The sequence below is a fragment of the Ralstonia sp. 25C genome (genome assembly GCF_051904805.1).
Classification (GTDB): Bacteria; Pseudomonadota; Gammaproteobacteria; order Burkholderiales; family Burkholderiaceae; genus Ralstonia.
On record NZ_CP196737.1, the window covers coordinates 3,576,530 to 3,598,871 of the forward strand.

Below are 22,342 nucleotides of genomic sequence, written 5' to 3' on the forward strand. Positions count from 1 at the left end.
AATCCCCTCTAAAGGAGGGGTTTCCTGTTTGCTGGATTTGACGATTTTGTGAGGGTTTCGCTGCTATTCCGGCGGATTTGGGGGTTGCAACTCAGATGTAAAAAAATTTCATCTTGGTTTTTACGTTCCCTGACTTTTCTGACGACTCGTACACAGTGTGTTGAATTATCATGCGCCCCAAGTCAATAGGGGCGCCTGACGGTAAGCTTTCCGCCGTCGTGAAGCGACCCCACGCAACAACATTTGGGGAGTTTCTGCGATGCGCCAGCCGGTTTCGGCCAGCGCACGGGCTGCGCTTGCGCTGCCGCGTGCCGTTGCACAACAAGAAGAACAAGGCGTTCCGGCAAGTGCCGACGTCACCGCCAGTCGTTACGACAGCGCTCGTCGCTCCATTTTTGCGCGAGCCCTCGCTGCCGTAGTTGCCGTCATCACCTGGTGCGGGCCGGTGCAGATCTCCTGGCAGGCGGCGCGCCAAAGCGCCGCTACCATCGCCACGCACGGCACATCCTCGCTCGACGTTCTTGCTGAACAGCATGCTTCGTGGCTGACCACGGGCCGCCTGCTGTTGCATTGGGGCATGCAGCAGGCACAGGCCGGTGCCATCACCGACCCCACCGCGCCCATCCGCTTTACTCCCACGCTCACGCAGACGACCGGCGCGGGCGGTGGCGTGCCGGTCATCAACATCACCACGCCCAACGCGGCGGGCTTGTCCAACAACGTACTGCGGTCGTTGACGGTCGATCCGATCGGTCTCGTACTCAACAACTCGCTCACGGGCGGCGGAACGTTCCTGGGCGGTAACGTCGGCGGCAATGCCAACCTGGCGACCTCTGGCCCGGCGTCGACCATCCTCACACAGGTGACGGGTACCGACCCGATCCGCGTCAACGGCACGGTGGAAGTGTTTGGTGCGCCGGCGTCGGTCATCTTTGCCGCACCCGCTGGCATCTACACGCAAGGCGCTGGTTTTACCAACACGCCTCGCGTGACGCTGTCAACCGGTGCGCCGCAGTTCCTGAACGGCAGCGGTGCCAATGTCGGCTTCGACCAAGCAACGGCTATCGGCTTTCTGGTCAGCAGCGGGCGCATTCAGATTGACCCCGTGGCGGGAACGACAAATGGTGCCGGCATTGAAGGCACGGTCGGCGCTGTCAATCTGATCGGGCAAACGGTTGGCGTGAACGCACCGCTTTACGCCGGCGATCAGATCAACGTGATCGCTGGCAATCAGCAAGTTGCGCCGGTTGCGGCGGGCACCGGGCGCGCCGGCTCCGATTGGCAAGTCACCAGCACTGGCCAGAACAACGCTGCCAACAGCCCGACAGCACAGAACGGCCTGGCCATTGACGCCACGGCCTTTGGTGCCATGACGGCCGGGCAGATCAAGCTCATCAGCACGGCACAGGGCCTGGGCGTGCGTGCGGCCGGTGATCTGGCTGCCAATACGTCCAACGTCAATATCGACGCCAACGGCAACGTCAATGTTGGCAACGTGTATGGGCAGCAGAGTGTTGGCGTTACGTCGGCGGGCGCGGTGTCCACGTCCGGGACTGTCAAGGCACAGCAGGACGTTTCCGTTTCGGCAGATGGTGATGTCAATGTTGGCGGGGCTACCCAGGCTGGCAAAAACCTGACGTTGAACGCGGGTGGCAGCCTCACTGGCGCGGGCAACTTGGGTGCTGGCCAAGCCCTTTCCGCTACGGCCGGCAATAGCGTCAATCTCACCGGTAGTCTCAACGCCACCAACCTCTCTGTCTCCGCGCAAGGTAAGGACGGCACGGGCGATATTGCGCTGGGTGGCAACGTCTCGTCGCCCAACACGATCACGCTCAACGCGGCACGTGATCTTTCCACTGCTGGGCCTGTCACCACGAATGGCGATTTGCAGGCGACGGCGGGACGCGACATCAGCATCGCGGGCGCCGCGCAAAGCTCGGGCGCTACGGTGCTCAATGCCGCGCGCAACATAGGCGTCAGCGGCACTGGCTCCGTGGTGGCGGGTACGACCACCACTGCAACAGCAGGCCAGAATCTGAACGTCAACGGCACGGTCGCCTCCCAAGGCAACCTCCAACTGGCGACGGCCAACGGGGCCATTGCCGCCACCGGCACGCTGGCCTCCAATGGCACGATCACCGCCATTGCGGGTGGCACTACCGGCGACATCTCGCTGAGCGGTACTGTGTCGTCCCCCGGCGCCGTAACCCTGACCGCCGCACGCAACGCGACGGTCGGTGGTCAGCTTGCAACTGGCGGCAATCTGCAGGTGACGGCTGGTCAAGATGCTTCCGTCACTGGCACGGCGCAAAGCACGGGCGCGACAACGCTTTCCGGCACGCGCGATGTGTCCGTCGGTAGCGTGGGCTCGGTGACGTCGGGCACAACGCTGTCCGCCACTGCGGGCCGCAATGTCAACGTGTCAGGCGGCACCGCTTCGGGCGGCGATACCGCGTTGACAGCCACCAGCGGAACGCTTTCAACGTCTGGAGCCGTACTCTCCAACGGCAACGTCACGGCCAACGGCCAAACCGGTACAACGCTGGGCGGCACGGTGTATGCGGCGCAGGGCGTCTCCGCGCAATCGGGAGCCGGCACGACCAGTGCGACCGGCACGGTGATCGCACACAGCGGCAACGTTGCACTGACAGGTACGAACGTTGCCGTTTCCGGTTCCACCCAGTCGGCCACCGATACGACGCTGAACGCGACACAAGGCAATGCCTCCGTCGACGGGCAGGTGGTCGCTCTGGGCAAGCTGACGGCCACGGCGTCGCAGGACATCGTGGGGCAGGGCAGCACGGCAAGCGTTGGGGACACGAACCTGTCCGCCGGCCGCAATATCGCGCTCACAGGTAGCAGCCAAGCCGCTGGCAATTTGACGGCCACGGCTGCCAACAATGTCGCCATTGCAGAGTTGCCCGTGGTAGGTGGCAACGCGACTGTTAGCGGTGCCAATGTGTCGCTGGGTAGCGCTGGCAAGACCAGCCAAGTCAACGGCACACTGGCGGTGACAGGCACGCAGAGTGTTGCCACAGCGGGCGCGATCAATACGGCTTCTGCCAACCTCACGGGCGGCACCGTAACGAATGCGGGCACGGTCACGGCATCCAATGCTCTGACGGCAGCGGGCACCACGATCACCAACACCGGGACGCTTGGCGGCGCCGCGACTACGGTGCACGGCACGGATGTGAAGAACGCCGGCCTGATCGGCGGCCAGACCGTCAACGTGACGGCTGACAACGCGCTGAACAACCAGGACGGCACGCTGCTGGGCACGCAAGCGCTGAACATTACCGCCAACGCGCTGACTAGCAACCAGAACGGCGTGATGTTTGCAGGCAGCCCATCGGGTACCGCCGCGGGCGGTGACCTAACCACCACGGTAAAGGGCGGCAACGGAAGCTTCAACAACGCAGGCGGCCAAATCCTGGCGGCCAACAACGCCACGTTGAACCTGCAGAACCAGACAGTCGATGGCGCAACACTGGGCACCATCAACGCTGGCAACCAACTGACGTACAACGTGGGCGCGCTGGCCAATACGGGCGCATGGACGGTCGGCGGCAAGAGCGCCACGGTCAACGCCGCCAATGGCATCAGCAACACGGGGTCGATCCAGCATGCGGGTGACCTGACGCTGAGTACGCCGGGTGCAGTCAGCAACAGCGGCCAGATCATCGCTGGCAACAACCTGACGGTTGCCGGTGGCACGATCAGCAACGCGGCAGGCGCGACCCTGCATGCCGACAACGATGTGTCGGTGACTGGCAGCACTACCAACAGAGGGACGGTTGAAGCGCTGAACGACGTCAACATCGCGGGTGCTGGCTATGACAACGCTGGTGCATTGACGCAAGCCAACCGTGATGTGAACGTCAATGTATCGGGCAACGTGCTGAACCAAGGCGGCACGATTGGTGCGCGTCGTGACGTGAATATCACGGCGAGCCAGGTTGTCAATGATGCGACTGCTCCTACCGGTGCCGGTACCACGGTTGTCACGGGGCAGGAGGTCAATCCGACGTACCTGTCTCAGATCGTGATTGGGCAGAAGCAGGTGCAGTTGATTGTCCCGGGTTCCAGTAGCACGCAAGATGGTCCAGCATACGGCCCGTACTACTTTCCGCTCACCATTGGTGATTTGAAACCGGATGCCAATGGCGTAATTTCGGGTTACCAAGCAATCGAGAACTGGATGCCTAGCGGTGGTGGTGGCGACAACGGTCCCACGGCCCAGGCGCTGAATTTGTGGCACTTTGGTTCGCCAAGTCTCATCACCAACCCCACCAATAACTATCAGCCAGTCACCGGTAGCTCATCGCCCTTTATTACGCTGCCGACGGTCACCCGGACCGAAACGACGACCCAGGACGGCGTGTCCGGCATCATCCAGGCCGGCCGCGATCTAGTAGTAACCGCCTCCGCGTTGTCTAACAACGGTGGGCAGATGAGCGCTGCCCGCAACATCCAGATGGCCGTGAGTACGCTCAACAACGGCACGTCGGCCGGGTTGACCAAGACCATCACGGAATCGATCGATCCGGGCACGGTCAACGCCTTCATGCAACAACTGGCGGCGCAACTGGGATGGAACTCCTTTACCGGAGAGACTCCGCTGGGTGTTGTCAACGAAGCGTGCATTTCGACCGAGTGCATTCCCCAGCAGGGGCAGGCCGGCCCGCATTGGTTCTGGCTCGGCCCGGCTGCATTCGGTATGAATGGCCCGGTGGGTCCTGGCAGTTTGAGTGGCTTTACTGCCACCGCACCGGCACCCCAAGTCACCGTGCAGCAAGTTGCCGGTAAGCAGGGCGTTATCGCGGCAGGCGGCAACATTGACTTGACCCAGGTCGGCACCTTGAACAATGGTGGCCAGATCGCAGCGGCCGGCAATATCACCCTGGCCGGTTCGGTCAACAACGTTGGCCAGCTCAACGTCAACCGCACCACGCTGCCGGGCTGCGTCGGAAACCCGACGACCTGTAGTGATCCGGGCGTCTCGGGTGGCGGCAGTGCATACCACGAAGTCATCGACCCGAAGCAACAGGCGGCCAGCATTGTTGCTGGCGGCACGTTGACGGCCAACCTCTCGCAACTGACCAACCAGACCGGCACCATCGCAGCGGCTGGGAACGTGCAGATCACCGCGCCGACGGTGACGAACACGGGCGCCACGATTCAATCGACCGCTGGATCGGTATCGATCAACGCGGCCAATGGCCTTGTGAACCAAGCTGCGCCGACGACGACCGTCTACGCAAGCCACGGCTCCGACGTCGCTCCTTGCGGGAAAGCGGGTAGCGGCACTTGCGCCACCGCCACGCAGTCGGCAACCGGCGACGCCGGCATGATCCTGGCAGCTGGTGACTTGACCATCAACGCCGGATCGGTGCGCAACAACGGCGGCGCCATCGTTGCCGGCGGCAATAACACCATCACTACCGGCAGCTTCGACAACAGCTCGGTCTTCCTGCGTCAGTACTACCACTGGTCGTTCTACGATCAGAACAGCAACGCAAGTGACCGCTGGGGTTGCGATTCGGCCGGCGACATCTCGGGTTGCCAGCGTGTGTTTGGCAGCAACCTGACGAATGGCACGAACGCCAACGCAGAAAACGCGCCGACGATTGGCCAACTGAGCTCCTATGTGAGCGGCGGCAACCTGGCCATCCGCTCGGGTGGGGCACTGGTCAACAGCGGCAACATCGAAGGCACGGCCATTTCGCTGTCCGGCGCCACGATTACCAACGGCATTACGAATCCGTCGATCCAGACGCCGCCGTCAACCAGTGGCCAGCAGGTCGTCAGCCTGGGTCCGATCGGTACGCCCAATGCGCAACTGCCGGTAACGGGCACGCCGGACACCTTCAGCGGCCCGACTACGGTCCTGCAGAAGGGCGTGCCGAACCCGACCAACCCCGGCACTTCGAACGGCCAGTTCCAGTTCAACCCGGTGGTGGTGACAAACCAGACCGGTGGCGTGCCTAATTGGCACTTCAACGCACCCCTGAGCGGCAGTCCGCTCACATCGCCAACGACGGGTTCGACGGCGCAATTCCTGACCAGCAGCCCGGCCACGGCGGTGCTGGGTGGTGTCGGTCCGGCAACGCTCATCAATGCGCTGCCGGCGGACCTGCGCCCCGGCAGCACGCCGTTCTACTACGACCCGCAGGCCGAGAACGCACGGCTGGACCAGCAGGCGCTTGTCACCACGGGCCGCACCACGTTCATTAATGGCCTGACCTACGACAACCAGAACCACCTGAGCGTCGACGATCAGGAAAAGCTGATCCTGTATCAGAACGCGGTGGACTACGCGAAGGCGCACAACATCCAACTGGGGCAGGCGCTCACGCCGGACCAGCTTGCGGCGCTGGACAAACCGATGCTGTGGTACGTCACCCAGCAGGTGCCGGACCCGAACTGCATGAGCGGCGCGTGCCCGATGGTGAGCGCGCTGGTGCCGCAGGTGTATTTGCCGCCAGGCTACTCGGGCATTGAGCCGGGCGGCTCGATCGTGGCAAGCAAGAGCTTGGACCTGATCGCCAACAACCCGATTCAGAACACCGGCACGCTGGGCTCGTACGGCACACTCACGACCAACACCACCATCGTCAACGAGCAGCGCTCGGCCGAGATGACGGCCGCGTGGCAGCCGATTGAGGACGGATGGGCACGTACTACCGGTCAGCAAGGGCAACCCAATAGTGGGTTCATGTTTGCGGCCAATGCGGCGGACATTGCTGGGCAGGTGCAGAACATCAATGGCGTGCTGGCGCAGTTGAATGCTGACGGCTCGATGAGCGCGGAGGAGTCTGCGCGTGTGGCGGCGGCGATTCAGGCGGGCAGGCAGGCCGTCACCGAGACGCATACCGACACCTATGTGCGCCCCACAGATTGGGCGGGGCAGATCTTCGCGGGCGTCGTGATGGTGATGCTTGCTGTGATGAGTGGTGGCGCGCTGGGGCCAGTGTTGGCAGGGCTGTCTGGCGGTATGGTGAGCGCGACGGTGGCCGGTGCGGCAGCCGGGGCGATGGTCAGTTCAGCAGGCAGCCAGCTTGCAGCAAACGACAGCATCAACTTCGGGAAACTGTTCACCGCAGGTGCCACCGCCGCAGTGACGGCAGGCATAGCCAACGGCATCTCTGTGAACGCGGATGGCTCACTGGGGATTGCTGAACACTTTGGACAGGGCAATACGCTGGCCAATGTCGCAGGTGCGCAGAACATTGCGGGCACGAACCTGGCGCAAGCCGGTGTGAGCAATGCCGGCAACTACTTGCAGCAGGCGGAGGCTATTCTGGTGCTGAGTGGGGCGACGGCTGCCGTCAATACTGTCGTCAGTGGTGGCAGTTTTGGGCGGGCCTTCCTCAATAGTTTGGCGTCCAATGCTGGAGCGGCGGCAGCCAATGCTCTCGGCTCGGCTAGCCCCGGCATCAATGAAGTCAATGCAACACCGGGAACCATTGCTGGCAACATTCTCGGTCACGTAGCCCTCGGGTGTGCAATCTCGGCAATGCAAGGAACGGGTTGCGCTGGCGGTGCGGCGGGAGGACTTTCTGGAGCAATCGCTGCTCCGCTGATTGGGTCGGCCCTGTACGCGGGAACGGACGGTAGCAGCAATCCAGCGCTCGATATGCTGACCGTGCAGCTGACGGGTCTAGCTGGGGGTGCTCTGGCTCACGCCATCGGCGGCAACGAGACGGCGGGTCTGACGACCGGTGAGAACGCAGCCCAGAACAACTGGCTAAACCATCGTCGCCCCAGCACGATTGTCTATTCGGAGCAGGAGCGTTATGACAATGCCGCGGCGGCTTGTGCGAAAGACCCAGCGTCTTCGCAGTGCCAGGTCCGCGATGATCTAGCCGCAAAATCCAAGCTACGTGACGACGAGCTCCGAAGCGCTTGCTTCGATCGGAGTTCGAACGCATGCCGTAACGCCATGGATCAGGCTAGGGCGGGAGGCAATGTCTTCGGGTACGCAAAGGGCACGGTATTCGCCTATGGCCCCAACGACCCGGGCATCCGTTCGCTGGACCCGAGTCCGGCTGCGGTGACGTTGGGGACGATGACGATGTTCCCCGCAGCAGGGATATTTGGTAGCTTGCCTTACTACGGCAGCAATCCTGACCCCGCAGCAGGCTATTACGGGGCCCAGTACGGCATGGTGCTGGATGGGTTGTTCTCACCTGCGCTGGGGCTGCGGACGCCGTTGTCGTCTGGCGCGGGCTCTTTGCCGGGCGCAGGACGTCCGGGAATTATTGACACTGGATCAAACCAATTGGTGCTGGCCAATAGCACCAATCCGTACGCCACGGGAAGCGGAAACTCTAGCGGTGGTGGTCCTCTATATAACGGAAGCGGTGATCTGAACGGCGCTGCTAACGCCGCTCGTACACAGCCGTATGGGAATGGGGCGAGCGCGTCCCCATCGCCAGGGCCGGATGCGGCAGGTAGTTCGGGGGCGAATATTCAGTGGCCGACAGCTACAGATGGCTCGGTGCAAGCGGCGCGGCAACGTCAGGTGGGGATGCTCGACTCCAACACTGGATTTAATGTGAGTCCGATTGGCTGGGACAGCTACCCGACCATTGGTAGGAATGGAACCTATGTTACTGACCAACGAGCTATCCTAAACATAACCGGTGCTTTGAATTTGGGAGGGGAAACCGTCATCAGCAAAGCGCAAGCTATTCAACTTGAGCAATCAATGGGATTACAGCCGGGCTCGCTGGCGGATGGCTTCAAGGTTCGCCAAGTGGACGGGATCTCCGGCATGTCGCCAAGGAGTCCAATGGAGGGGAATCAGTACTTTCTGGGGCCGGGTCAACACCTCCCGGGTGGGGGGCCAGAAATGGTTATCGATTCAATTTCGACGACGGATTCAGCAAATGTGAGAACCCTCACAACCGTCAAGGTAAGGTGATCGTGATGCAGATTTCTACCGTCAAAGCTTTCGTTACGGAGGCGGCGACATCGCGAATTGTCGTGGAGGTCGTTGACCGTACGTTCCTGCCGCGAGTTTCTTCTCTCGGTTTTAGCCCTGTGTCGATTGCTTGCCCGGAAGTCGTTTCGGCTTCTGCAGTAACCCCGATAGTGAAAGCGAACCTACTCGCCAGCCTGCGGGACGAAGGGGTTTGCTTTTCTGCCGGTCCAGACTGGTGTCCGGCGGATGTCTTCGAATACTTGCGCGAGCAAGGGTTATTGTCTGGGCCTTATCGAAGGATTGCTTGGCGAGGCCCCGACGAACCAATTGTCGTTGAGGACTGTTAGTCAGAGTGAATCAGCGCAATCAATCTCTCATAGGTGGTTTCGGAATCCAGTGCAAATTTTTGAGCAAAGACGTCGCGTTCGACAATTACTAGCGGTCGGGTCTTGATGTCTATGTGCAGATAGTTAACAGGATCGGGAATCTATCCGGAACGCAGACACAGGCAAAGCATCACAACAACGCGAAATCCGGCGTGTCGACACAAGAAAGAGGTAGAAGTTGAATTTTTTGAGAAATGGACGTAGTTCGACCAAAGTGTGGGTCGCCGTTATCCTCGGCATGACGTTGATGGGATGCACCCCAATGAGCGTGCCGACGCCATATCAATCGTACGTCCAGCCTGTCGGTGGCTATAGCGACAAGCAAATCGCGGACGAGGTCTATCGCGTGGTCTTTGAGGGTAATCAGACGACGCCTCTGCCGACCGCCTACGCCTATTCAATCTATCGTGCGGCGGAAATTGCACGCGATCACGATGCACCGTACTTCGAAGTGGTTGAAGGCTTCCAGGACCGTAAGCCCGAAGACGATGGGCCGAATTTTTCGCGCGTCGAACCGCAGGATCAGGCCACCAAGGCATTGGCAGGCACCGAACATAGACTTCTCCCCGATCTGGATGCCAGCCACACGGTGTATGTCTCTGAAGCAGATTTCAGCGATGGTTGGTCCATTCATAAGACCATCTACTACGTACCGGTCCTTGTTCCTGGCCCTCGTCCAGAGTGGTACAGGTCGGCACTGCTTATCCGATTGTTGAAGGAAAAGCCTACCGACAAGGACAAGGCGTACCACGTCTTCGAGACGACGCGGATTTTGACCGTTCTCGGCCCACGCTTGAAACGTCCGAAGCCTGAGGCAGCGAAAGACACCAGCAGTTGATGCTGGCGTAGCCGATCCTCGTGAGTAGGACCCAATTCTCCCAGTGTTACGTCGTTAGAGATGACTGTTGATAGAGCTATGATTTCTTTGTTTCGAGCGATCCTGTTCGTGGTCGGGATTTCCGCCGTATGTTTAGCGCGCGCCGAGGAACCAACTCCTGAAAGGCTGTTTCGTGCTTTTTCTTCATGCGACCGCGCGTTCTTTGACGAATTGCGTAAGGAACAAGCAACCTGGTCACGCTATATGCATCTTGGAACGCTCGGCGACGTGGCGTATCCGAAGGTCCAGAACCGACTGCGCGAAGGCCAGCGCATCCAGATGTTCGACAAGCCAATCCATGTTGGCACTGTAGAGTTGGTTGGCTACTACGACGAATCATCCGAGACCGTCGGTGTTGGCAAGTTTACGTACTGGGGCTTTATCGCGAAGGGCGACGTCGATTCGACGGTGAAGAAGATTCGTCCCTACATCGTTGATGGTGAACGGCTGACCAAAGACGAGGTCGGTGGGTGGAGCCGTACCGAGCGTCGGTATATCGGAGACCCAGTCGATCAGTGGACCAAAGAGACTATTCCGTCCAACAGTCCACCACGAGCGGGTTCGGTCGAGCGAGCTTTGCTCATTGACGACAACCCAGAGCTTCTGGGCAAGGATCGCGTTGAAATTGAATGCACCTTGCAGGGCACATTGACTTCTGCGCTCCTCATGCGTCTGCGTCCAGACCTTGATGAAAAGGAGATGCCATGAAGCTGCGCGGTCCATTTAAAAAGTCCGTTACCGCCGCAGTACTCGGCTTCGCTCTTGCAGCGCTGCATGGTCTGGCGTGGGCAGACGAGCAACCGACCGGTCGTCCGAAAGTGATCGAGACTCAGGCCGACTGTGGAGCGGCTCTCTTGGAGACTAAGTCCACCGAGGTGGCCAAGGTGATCGATGTGACGACGCGCTGTCTCGCCGTTCGCGATCAGGGCATCGCTGTACGTTCGCTATTACTCAGGGCGCGCGCCGGCGCGTATGGCGAGCAAAGTAACAACGCGGCCGCCATTTCGGATCTGGAGGAAGCTTTCCGCTTGGTTCCACCGAAGACTGGTTGGGAAATCATCGAGCTTGCGTCGATTTACTGTGATGCCGGTCGCTACGGTGATGCGGTGGCCCTTATTCAGGGAGGCATGCGCCAGGAGATCGGCATGACCGGTCGAGGCTCTGGCTTTGGGATGCCGCTCTACTACCACCTTGGTCGAAACCTCGTCGCGCTGAATCGCAACGAGGAGGCAATCGAAGCGCTATCGGCTGGCATTCCCGCTCAGCCGGACTTCGCCTATGCATACTGGTACCGGTCTCTAGCGTACGCAAATTTGCGCGATGACGTGAGAGCTAAAGCCGATCTCGAGGAATTCGCCCGCTGGGTTGATCCTGCGAAGCTGACCACCGCGGAACGGCAGCGTTTGGTGCGCTTCGGGGTCGAAGCAAAGGTAGGGACAGGTCGGGCCGTCGATTCCGCGGCTGTTCTGACCGCCGCCTCAAGGCTGCGATCTACTTTTCCTGGCAGCGCGCCAGTGAAGCTGGCGAAGATAACGCAAACCATGAGGAATGACCGGTTTCCGACCCTCGGACCAATGGTTCTGGAGATTAAACCGACTGCCGACGGAAATACACGGGTTCACGAAGTCTATGGCCCCGACTTCAACGTGGATCGTGAGATTGCTGGTGTGGTGCAGCTCAGGTCACAGATGAACGCCAGAACAGCTGCGCTTAGCGGCGGAGCAGTGACCCAAAAACTGGATGTTGAGGTGCCGGCATGGGCGCCGGGCGCGAGCTTTTCCTATCGGTCAGAAGCGTATGCAAAGGGGACGCCGCTTCTCGATGGGAAGACGTGCACGATCGGCGATCCTGTCGAAGCCAAATCTTTCCATGCTTCGTTTGCAGGCCGAGCGTGGCCTCTGGATTGCAAGGACCTTAAAGGCGGTTCAAGCAAAGGCTACTACGTCGAAGAACTGCACTATTTCCTGGTCACGCACAGTGAATCCAAGGACTTTGGCACGACAAACAACACGATCGATAGCGTCGTGGTCGAACGGTAGAGCCTTTAGTTTCCGAGCGCTTGAATTGCTACGAGCAGGCGCTGGAAAGCAAGACATGTATTGGGGGGAGTTTCTGTGCAGTCAGTACATCGCCCGGCCAAGTTGGCCGCGCTCATCGGCCTATGCGCCGTCTTCGTGCCGCCGGTGTCGATGGCCGCCGGTATCGTCGCGGACGGCGGAACTGCTACGACGGTCAGCACTGGCGCAAACGGCCGCCAGACAGTCAACATCGCTCCCGGCGTCGCAGGCGTCTCGCACAACACCTATTCGTCGTTCAACGTCGGCAGTGCGGGCGCAGACCTGAACAACACCACGGTCGCCGCCCGCACCATCGTCAATCAGGTCACGAGCACCAATCCGTCGCTGATCCAAGGCAACATCGCCGTGCTGGGACCGCGTGCTAACGTCATCATCGCCAATCCAAACGGCATTACGGTAGATGGCGGTTCGTTCACCAACACCGGCAACGTAGCTCTGACGACTGGACAGGTGTCGTTCAACGACTTCACCAATGGGGCAGGCCAGCTACAGCGCAACGTGGTGCTCAACACCAATGCCGGTGCCATCAACATCGGCCCGGGTGGCCTAGCCGGCACGATGCTGAACCTCGAACTGATCGCCAAGCAGGTGCGCGTAGCCGGTGCAGTCCAGAACAACTTCACCGACCCGAATAGCAAGGTCCGCATCGTCGCGGGCGACAGCCGGGCGGAAATCGATACCAGCGTTTCTCCAACCGACAACCTTTCGTCTTGGGTCAGCTACAGCAGCACGGGCACCGGCACGCCGCTGGGCTACGCGATTGACATTGCGTCGGGCGGATCACTCTCTGGTGGCCGCATCGAGCTGATCGCAACCGATCAAGGCGCGGGCGTCCGCCATGCTGGCACCGCGTTTGCCACCGCAGGGGATTTCGTGGTCAGCAGCACCGGCGATCTTCAGCTTGCGAGTGGGACGGTGCAAGCTGCAAACGATGTATTGATCGGTTCGGCCGGCCTGACGGGCAATGGCGGATTGACCGCCAGCCGCAACATCCAGATCGCTTCGAACAAGGTCCACCTCGACAGCAGCACGCTGTCCGCCGGCACGACCACGCAAACCGGCAGCATCGTGATTGGCAGCGCAGGACAGGCTCACACCGAACCCGTCACGATTGACCACAGCACGTTGACCGCCACGGGCGGCATTGGCCTGAGTGACGCTGGCCCCGGCGTTTCGATGACGGCGTCGCAGATGACCGCCACCCAGAACATCGTCGCTCAGGTGGCGTCCTTGTCGCTCAACGCCGATGGCACGGCGCAGTCTCAGTGGACTTCGCAGCAAGGCACCATCGCGATTACCGCACCCGGCGCCGTCCAACTTGCCGGCAGCAAGATGGATGGCGTGGGCGGCACATCGATTCAGGCGGGCTCGATCGCGCTTGCGTCTGCCAAGGGCAACGCCAGCACCGTGCAGTCTTCCGGGGCAGACGTCACGCTCAACGCCACAGGCAGCTACAGCCAATCCGATTCCAGCGTGATCGCCGCAGGCAACGCCACGATTCATAGCAGCAGCGTCACCATCGCATCCGCTGCGATGCCCGCTACGGTTGCGGCTGTGAATGGTGGTGTGCTGATTCAGGGCGACGCCGACCTCACCAATACGGGCGGCCTGATCCAGGGCAAGACACGCAACACCACCCAAGCCACTTCGGAAGGCGCTGTCACGTTGCTTGCAGGCGGCACGATCCGCAACGACGCAACGGCCAGTACCCAAGGCATTGTCTTTGGGCAAAGCGATGATGTGGTGCTGCGCGCAGGTGGTGACATCGTCAACCACCAGAGCCGCATCCTGTCCAACGCCAAGCTCACGCTGGCAGCGCAGGGTGACGTGCAGAACTTGCTGGACAAGACGGCCGGCGCCAACGGCGAGCAACCGTCCACGTGGAGCAGCAGCGGCACGCGCTGGCTGTTCCTGCGCAATCACAGTTCGGGCTTCGATGTGGACTACGGCAGCATCCCAGCGCTGGGGCAGGTGCCGTACCTCGTCTCACAAACTGGCACCACCATCCGTGGGCGCAGCGTTAGCAATGTCGGCGGTCAGATTCTGGCCAATGGCAGTGCAGACATCGCCATTACCGCCGTTAACACGTTCCATAACGAAGCCTTTGCCACTGGCAGCGCCCACTTCTATCGCAGCTGCATGATCTTCTGCCGCGAGAGTGCGTCGAGCACGGTCACCACGACGGGCGGTACGGTCTCGGCAGGCGGCAACCTGACCGTCAATGCCGGAACGCTTGCCGAAAATATCGGCGGACAGGTGTTGTCCATCGGTAGCTTGACTGTCACGGCGCCCAAGGTACGTGCCGTCGGCATTACGGGCTACACAGCACTCGCACGGGATCGTGGCTTCAAGGCGTTCTTCGGGGATACCTGGGCACGTCTGTACGCCGCGGACGTGGGCGGCAGTTGGCTTGCGCTGGGCGGCGCGCTCACGATCAATGGCCAAGGCCAGATCGAAGGCGGCAGTTTTGACGGACAGACCGTTACCGCCAGCAACGGCATCGTGACCGTGCGTGCCAAATCGCGTCAGCCGGTGTCGATCGATTCGCACGTGGGCTTGACGTCGTGGTTGTGGCAGTAAGGCGACCGAGTTTTCGACGGGTCGCGACAAAGAAAAAGCGGGACACCCGCATTGTGTTGGGAAGGAAGTGATGTTGAACAAGACGTTTGAAGGGATGCTGGCTGCCGGGGTGATCGCGCTGGTCGCCAACGCCCACGCCCAGACGCCGCCGCTTGAAGACCCGGCACAACGCGCTTTGCGCGAGCGCCAAGACGCCGAGCGCCGCCGCGAGGCAACGCAGCCTGCGCCGCAAATTGCGGTGCCCGCTGCCGTACCGGACACTGCCACCGTCGAATCGGTGGCCGAGTCCGGTACGACCTTCGATATTCACCGCATTGAGCTCAGTGGCAACACCGTGTTGGACGCGGGGGCCGTTGAACAGATCTCACAGCCATTCCTGAACCACGCCCTCGGTACCAACCGTATCAACTTGCTGCTGCGCCGATTGACCGAGGCGTTCGTGGAGCACGGCTACGTCACCACGCGCGCCTACCTGCCGCCGCAGAACCTCAAGGACGGCGTGCTGACCATCGCTGTGGTGCCGGGCAAGGTCGAGAGTCTGCAGATCAATGGCAAGACGGTCAAAACGTCGGTCCCGGATCAACCGACCGCCGGCAGCCCACAAGCTGGCGGCTGGGTGACCGATGCCGGTACGGTCTGGTCGATGCCGACCGTGGGTGAGACGCTGAAGCTGACCGACCTGGAGCAAGGTGTCGACCAGATCAACCGCCTGCGCCGCAACCAGGCTGAGGTGCAGATCCTGCCGGGTCAAAGCCCGGGCGGCTCAGTCGTCGCGTTGACGAACCAGCCGGGTGATCGCTTTCGCTTCAACGTGGGTACCGACAACTACGGCAGCCGCGCCACGGGCACCACACGCTTGCGCGCCGGTATCGATGCTGACAACGCCCTAGGTTTCCAGGAGGCGATGTCGCTGTCCTACATCGGCACGCGTGACACCAACGCGGCCATCGTTTCCGCCGCGGCACCGTTCGGCTACAACACCTTCAGCTATACCGGCTCGATCTCCGAGTACAACAGCCTGATCGGCGATACCGCGCTCGTCTACGGCCGCACGCTCGCGCATACCTTCGGTTGGAACCGCGTGATCGAGCGCGACCAGACCGGACGTACCGCCTTCGACGTGACGCTTACTCATCGGCGTAGCGATCGTGAGGTCAACAACCTGATGCTTGATCCGCAGAGCCTGTCGGTACTGCGCGTCGCCATCAATGGCTTGCGCAAGTTTGCTTTGGGCGATCAGGGTGGCTATGCGACCTGGGAGGCGGGTGTCTCCCGCGGCATGCGCACGCTCGATGCCAGTCGGGACGCACCAGACATCACCCGTGACGAGGCGCACAGCCAGTTCTGGAAGCTTGACGGCAATGCCAGCACGCAATTGCCACTGGCGACTGTGGCCAAAGCCACGTTTGCCTATAGAGGACAGGTCCAGGCGCAGTGGTCCAACGTGGCGCTGTTTGGTTCGGAGCAGATTTTTGCCGGCGGCATGAGCTCGGTACGCGGCTTTCGCGAGGGCATCATCAGTGGTGACCGAGGCCTGACCCTACGCAATGAAGTGGTGTGGGCCAATGCGCCCGCAATCGCAGGCGTGCGCATCGAGCCGTACGCCTTCCTGGATGGCGGGCAGACGCAGTTGGTGGCTACGCAGCATTGGCAGTACTTGGCCGGTTCGGGCCTCGGGGTGCGTCTGTCGGCCGCCTATGGAAAGAGCGCGTTGACCAGCGAATTGCTGCTCGGCCGAGCACTTGTCCAGCCTGCCGAACTCGGTAGCAAGCCGACCGTCTTGCTCGCGACATTGAACTGGACATATTGAGCGGAAGCTGCTCGCCGACGCCATCGCGTAGACGTTCGCGAAAGGCGCTGCGCCGCAACCAAACGGAGACATTGTGATTGCATCAATTGGGACGGTTGTCCTTATCGGCGGCATGCTGCTGGCTGCGTTGTCGCAACTGCTGATCGGACTGCATGCGTTTACCGGTAGTCCGCTTCAAGGGCTCTGTTGCTTTCTCGTACCCATGTACATCTGGGCTTACGCAAGAAGGCACACAGTCGGTCGGAAGCTGGTTGCTGCTTGGTACGCAGGGATCGGATTGATGGTTCTAGGTACCGTACTACTTTCCTAGGTGGCCGGAAGCGGGCTGCTGCGGGTCGTTTTCCTGCATACGCAGCCGCAGCGCTTCGTTCGGCAGCCTTAGTGAACTCAAAAAATTCAAAGGAATTCCAGCATGAAGAATCGATCGCTTCAGTCGGCAGTCTTGATGGTGGCCGCTCTTGCAGCGGCTCCCTGTGCGTGGGCCGACGGGCTTCCGGCGGGCGTCGTGGCCATCGTCAACGGCACCCAGATTACGCAGACCCAACTCGACCGCGCTGTCGCTCAAAGCGGCGTGCCAGCCAATCCGAACGTCACGCAGGCACTCAAGCAGCAATTGATTGCCCGCGAGCTGTTTCGTCAACAGGCCGCCAAGAACCCAGCTTACGAAAAGTCCCCCGTCGTCAAGCAGGCTGTGCAGGACGCACACGATGCCGCGATCACGCAGCTCTGGCTGAAGGACAACATCAAGCCTGCCCCTGTGACTGAAGAGCAGATCAAGGCCCGCTACGACGCGATTGTGGGCAGTCTGGGCGATAAGGAATACAAGCCGCGCGTGATTCAAGTGGGTGATGACGTAACCGCCACGCAAGTTGTCACGCAACTCAAGCAGGGTGGCGATTTTGCCAAGCTTGCTCAGCAATACAGCACGGCGCCCAACAAGATGCGTGGCGGCGAGATGGACTGGGTGAGCTTTAAGGTGCCGGTGGAAGACGGCAAGACGCAGAATCTGCCGTTGCCCGTCGCGCGCGAGATCGCGGCGCTACAGCCTGGCGCAATGAGTGCCACCCCGGTTGAGGTTGGCAATCAACGCTACATCGTCAAGCAAGACGCGGTGCGGCCGACGCAAGTGCCGGCCTACGATTCGGTGAAGCCGGCCATCAAGCAGGCGCTGGAGACCGCCGAACTGGAGCGTTCGACCGTGAAACTAGTCGGCGGACTGCTCAAGCAGGCGAAGGTGGTTCAGTAAGCAATGGTCCACCCAGAACGACGCCTGCGCATGCTGCTTAGAATTTTCGGGACCATCTTCGTTGCTTTCAGCGCGGTTAGCTCGGCAAGCGCGCTCACAAAGGTTGAGATACTTCGTTCTCCCGACTTGGCCGTTGCACAGGTACAAAACCTTGAGCGTCAGGGTTATGAGGAGATGTTGTCCGCGTATCGTCAGGCACTGCGGGAATCTCCGCGCGACGCCTCGCTCGCGATCGCGCAATGTACATTCATCCAGCGGTTTGCATGGGCGGAGGACTCCTCCTGGAGCGATGCCGCTTCAAAGGACTTCGACGCCTGCCAGACCGGGCTTGAAGCGCAGTACGCTGCCGACCCGGAGGCGTCCCTGTTCTCACTGGAACACAGATACGGCAAGGCCGCCGTCTCCTATGGACAACTTCTGTTGGCGCGCGCGAGTGCGTGGACGCCCGCCCAGCGGGCGCGATTGCACGCGGCATTGTCTAAGGCCTACGGCATCACGCAGGATGAACAGCAATCCGGTCAGCAGGCCGTTCTCGCCGTGCAACTCGATCCCCGAAGCGATCGACTGGGGACTGCCATACGCCACTTGGCGAAGAACGGGGAAGTCGAATACGCGACCAGGCTACTTGGAGTCGCGCCTCTGCCGCAGAACGTCTGGCAGGAAACCGTGCGCATCAAAACGGCGCTGGAAGTTCTGCCGGCAGCGGCAGCGCGTGACGAACTTCGTCGGGCTCAAATGGCAGGGTTGAAGATCGACGCGTATACGACCGCAAAAGTGTTGCGGTCGGCGGGCGATCTTGCCGGTGCGCAGAGGGCACTAAACGACAGAACACTGCCTCGTGCAAACGAAACGTCGGAGATGCGGCAGTTGCGGTTGGATGTTGCGATAGGCGCCCGTGACTCAGGCGCGTTGGCGGACGTCCTGCTTACGGGGCTGGCTAAGTCGGAACCAATGCAGAAGCTTGGATACGCATATGCGCACATGCTTGTCCTGGACCCCAAGATGATTTTCCGGGCTGATCTACTGACATTGCTGACGTTCCCGCTGAGCTATGCATTGCTTTTAGCGCTCGTGCCAGGAATCTTGTGTTTTCCGACGCACTATCGTGGCACGGTACGAACCCGGTTGGGCAAGCCATCCGTGCCCCTGTTTGAGCGCATCGGTTTGCGCCATGCCTGGTTTGGGTTCGCCGTCTTTATTGGGGCGTTACTACTGGTGCCGATGTTTCGCTTCGGTGTGAGCTCAGACGCCTTCATTGGCGCAGGTGTCCTCTCGGCTGAGCAGAAGCATCAGATCGTAAAGGCCGAAATCTGGACGCTGTGCTTATCGGCAGTTGGCTTGCTGTGGGTTGCGGCACGCTTCTCGTGGCGTGAGTGGTTGGGTAGCCGGGGGGACCGGGTAGAGGCCTGGATTTTGATTGGCGTCTGCGTGCTAGGACTCATTCTGTTTCTGTTCGTGCGTAGTCGGCTCGCAGGCCCGTTTGCTGCCCCAACGGGCCTGCGAGCCACGTGGGTGAATGCCATCGTCATGGGTGCGAATGCAATGGGCGGCTTGCCGCTAGCGTTGCTTTTGGTCGCTGTACTGGTTCCTGTGTGCGAAGAGGTGGTGTTCCGTGGTTGCTTGCTGGGCGGACTTTCCCGGCATATCAGCTTCGGTTGGGCAAATTTCTGGCAGTCGGCACTGTTTTCGGCTATGCATTGGGATGCCGATCACATGACCTTCTTCTTCGTACTTGCCCTCTTAGCCGGCTGGATGGCGCGGAGAACCAATGGTCTTGCTGCACCAATTCTGCTGCATGCGACCAACAATGCTGTTTTTGTGCTGGCGGCCTTGCGCTAGCAGAACATGGTCAGGGGGGGCGAATTGGATAAAACAGGCTTGGATGGGAACAGGGACGAACACGGAACAACCTCGCAGGTTCCTCAAGAGGGAGTTCGTGCTGTTAACGCAGGAGCGGCCGGTAATGAGCGAGCCTCGGTAACTGATCCTGGGACAGCAAGCGAGGTCGAGCGCCAATTGCGTATGGCTAAGAGATACCTATGGGCCGCAATGTTGATGCTGCTTCTTGTATTCCAGCTTCGCGCGTTTGAGCAACAGGAGCACATCGCTTCCGCTGGCGTGTTCTACACCGCTGTGGTGTTGGCGTTCCTATGCAACCTCAACATGAGACGAGCCGGAGTCGTCGGGCGGACATCGCCCTATGTTTTCGTGGGGGCGGCGCTCACGATTATCGGCTTCCTTCCTATGCTGGCGCTGATGGGCTACACCCTATTCAAGGCGAAGTCGGCACCATCAGCCTGATCCGCTTATGAACGCAGCAGACAAACTCATTCATACACGACGTTTTAAGGAGCGTTGGTGGCATGCACTACTGTGTGGCCGCCGTTCGATTGAGTTGGAAGTGCAGGTCACACGCCCATATCGCATTTGCGGTGGGCCATTTTCGTCGGACGGACTGTTCGCGCTGGCTGTGCGAGCGGTCGACATTGGTGCAGTTTCTGGCTGCGCTGGATGGGGGGTACGCTAGAGCTGACCTCAGCCACCGCCCCTTCTTGCGGACGGTTTCCTCTTGAATGTGCCGGTGGAGTAGGTCGGCAACGATGCGCGGCTGCTCCTTGAACTTGGCTATCAATTTCGCCTGGGCTTGTGTGCGAGCAGCTTGCCGGGAGCGAGCCTGTAGCTCTGGCTCGGTGGCCTGTAGCCAAGCCTCTGCTTCTTCTCGGGAAGGGAACACCCTGGAGACAATCGGGACGCCGGTGCGGCGAATCTTTGCCTGGAACCGGACTTCGCCGTGCTTTGTGTACCTCTCGATGATCGTGCCCATACCCGTCATCCTCTATGTGGATGCACAGGTACTGGGTGCTGTACTGCTCCGTTCCTCAGTGCGAATTGTCTGCGCCCATTGCGGGCGTTTGGGCAGCTTATGTCACCGATGTTCCTCCCGCCAATGGCCGCCGCTGCCTTTGGTGCAGTGGGCGGAGCGGGGAGGGCTGTAGAGTGGCCTGGGGCGGGGCTTGCGGGTACTTTCCTTGGTGCACCTATGGCACACTGCGAGCGCAGTTTTCAGAAACCACTCCGATGTGGTGATTCTCTAAGCCATTGATCCATAAGGATTGTTGGCCTGCCCAGAGGGATTCGAACCCCCGACCGTCGGCTTAGAAGGGCCTCAGCATCTGGTCGCCGCGCCTTTGCTGGCGCGGCTTCTATCCAACTGAGCGGCGTTTTGGTGCAATTTTGGCGCAGTGAGAACACAGCATCGGTCTACCGAGACCGAGCATGGCGACGTTCACAAAGCGCGATGGCGCATAGCGGGCACAAGTCCGCAAAAAGGGGCATCCGCTCCTGAGCAAGATCTTCACCACGAAAGCCGCTGCTGAAAGATGGGCGCGGAGCTTTGAGGCCGCGATAGAGCAGGGCGCACATCTACCAACAAGCAGGCCCTGGCCGAAGGCTGGCATTGGCTGCCGGGCGCATATCCGAAACGACCTTGGACTTTTGAGGCCCGCCGAGGCAGGGCTGGCAGATGTAGCGCAGCGGCTCCGAGCGTTCCTGGATCGGTGGTTGCGCCCTCCTGCGGAGCGACATTCACGCAATAAGGGAGAGCGCCCGGAGTGATCTCGAAATGCGAAGTGCAACGAGTCTCTGGGAGGGCCGCCTCCATTTTTTGCAACTGCATATGGCTGGGAGAGAGGTGGAATTTGCGCGCCGGCGGGGCACAACGAAACCATTAGAGGCGGGGCGCCATTTTGTCGCTCCGGCCGGGTGCACTACACCAGCAACGAGCGCAGCATCCACGCGGTCTTTTCGTGCGTCTGCATGAGCTGGGGCAGCAGGGCGGCGGTCGGTTCGTCGGTGGCTTTGTCAACATCCGGAAACAGGCTGCGGGCGGTGCGAGTGACGAATGTCCAGTGGACATGCTTGTCTCCTTGCTCTTGGGGCGGTTCGGTTAGAAGGCTTGCTGTCCTGTTTGCCACAATCACAAAATGACATATATGTCATCATGACAATATACTCGTTTTCAACTATGCTAATCCTCGCATTCTGCAAACGGGCAGGCAACTGCACATGTCCGCGAGCGAAGCCAGGCCTACTAGATAGCGAAGGAGCTGACAGGTCATTGCAATGCGATTACCGAGGCCCACAAGAAGTACGCGGAGGGCGAGTTGGCGGCATGCGTTGCATTGTTGGCGATGACCAGGAACTGACGTCATACGGAGTGATTTGAGAAAACGTTTGGCTTCTATAAGTCTTCAAATTCAGTCGGGGGGAAATTGTGATTCAAAGGAAATTCTGCGTTGTAGTGGCGTCGTTGCTGCTCATCTCTTGCGGTGGAGGTGGCGAGTCGGGTAGCACCTCATCCACGGGAACGGTGCCAGCCGGGTCTACTGACACCGGCGCGCCTTCGTCGGGTGGGACGGGCAGCACTCCCGGTACGC

Annotated in this window: 9 protein-coding genes and 1 pseudogene; 9 read left to right on the forward strand and 1 reads right to left on the reverse strand. The window is 60.6% G+C overall.

What is annotated here, in order from left to right; translation table 11 throughout:
* The first annotated feature begins 259 nt into the window (after nt 1-259).
* From ACS7SF_RS16815 to ACS7SF_RS16855, 9 genes are all read left to right on the forward strand, one after another.
* Nucleotides 260-8,929, forward strand: a complete 8,670-nt coding sequence (locus ACS7SF_RS16815) for a two-partner secretion domain-containing protein (RefSeq protein WP_439890804.1) — start codon at nt 260-262, stop codon at nt 8,927-8,929.
* Nucleotides 8,930-9,577: 648 nt separating this feature from the next.
* On the forward strand, nt 9,578-10,153 hold the full coding sequence (locus tag ACS7SF_RS16820) for a CC0125/CC1285 family lipoprotein (RefSeq protein ID WP_439890805.1): 576 nt from the start codon (nt 9,578-9,580) through the stop codon (nt 10,151-10,153).
* A gap of 78 nt (nt 10,154-10,231) precedes the next feature.
* Nucleotides 10,232-10,900, forward strand: coding sequence for a hypothetical protein (locus ACS7SF_RS16825; RefSeq protein ID WP_439890806.1), 669 nt, complete (start codon nt 10,232-10,234; stop codon nt 10,898-10,900).
* Nucleotides 10,897-12,231 (forward strand): tetratricopeptide repeat protein, encoded by a 1,335-nt coding sequence (locus tag ACS7SF_RS16830; RefSeq protein ID WP_439890807.1) that lies wholly within the window; start codon nt 10,897-10,899, stop codon nt 12,229-12,231. Before ACS7SF_RS16825 ends, ACS7SF_RS16830 begins: the two co-directional genes overlap by 4 nt.
* A 75-nt stretch (nt 12,232-12,306) precedes the next feature.
* A complete protein-coding gene (locus ACS7SF_RS16835; RefSeq protein ID WP_439890808.1) occupies nt 12,307-14,850 on the forward strand; it encodes a two-partner secretion domain-containing protein in 2,544 nt (847 codons plus the stop codon).
* 94 nt (nt 14,851-14,944) lie between these two features.
* Nucleotides 14,945-16,660 carry a ShlB/FhaC/HecB family hemolysin secretion/activation protein gene (locus tag ACS7SF_RS16840; protein WP_439892786.1) on the forward strand — a complete coding sequence of 572 codons (1,716 nt, stop codon included), beginning with the start codon at nt 14,945-14,947 and terminating at the stop codon, nt 16,658-16,660.
* Nucleotides 16,661-17,072: 412 nt separating this feature from the next.
* Entirely contained in the window at nt 17,073-17,906 is an 834-nt protein-coding gene (locus ACS7SF_RS16845) for a peptidyl-prolyl cis-trans isomerase (RefSeq protein ID WP_439890809.1), read from the forward strand.
* A 3-nt stretch (nt 17,907-17,909) separates the two neighbouring features.
* Nucleotides 17,910-19,745: a lysostaphin resistance A-like protein gene (locus tag ACS7SF_RS16850; protein ID WP_439890810.1), complete on the forward strand. Its 1,836-nt coding sequence runs from the start codon at nt 17,910-17,912 to the stop codon at nt 19,743-19,745.
* Between the two features lie 210 nt (nt 19,746-19,955).
* Nucleotides 19,956-20,207, forward strand: coding sequence for a hypothetical protein (locus tag ACS7SF_RS16855; RefSeq protein ID WP_439890811.1), 252 nt, complete (start codon nt 19,956-19,958; stop codon nt 20,205-20,207).
* Nucleotides 20,208-21,673: 1,466 nt separating this feature from the next.
* On the opposite strand, the pseudogene ACS7SF_RS16860 reads toward ACS7SF_RS16855, so the two are convergent.
* Nucleotides 21,674-21,805: pseudogene (locus ACS7SF_RS16860) on the reverse strand (DNA starvation/stationary phase protection protein); the annotation flags it as partial.
* Nucleotides 21,806-22,342: the final 537 nt, after the last annotated feature.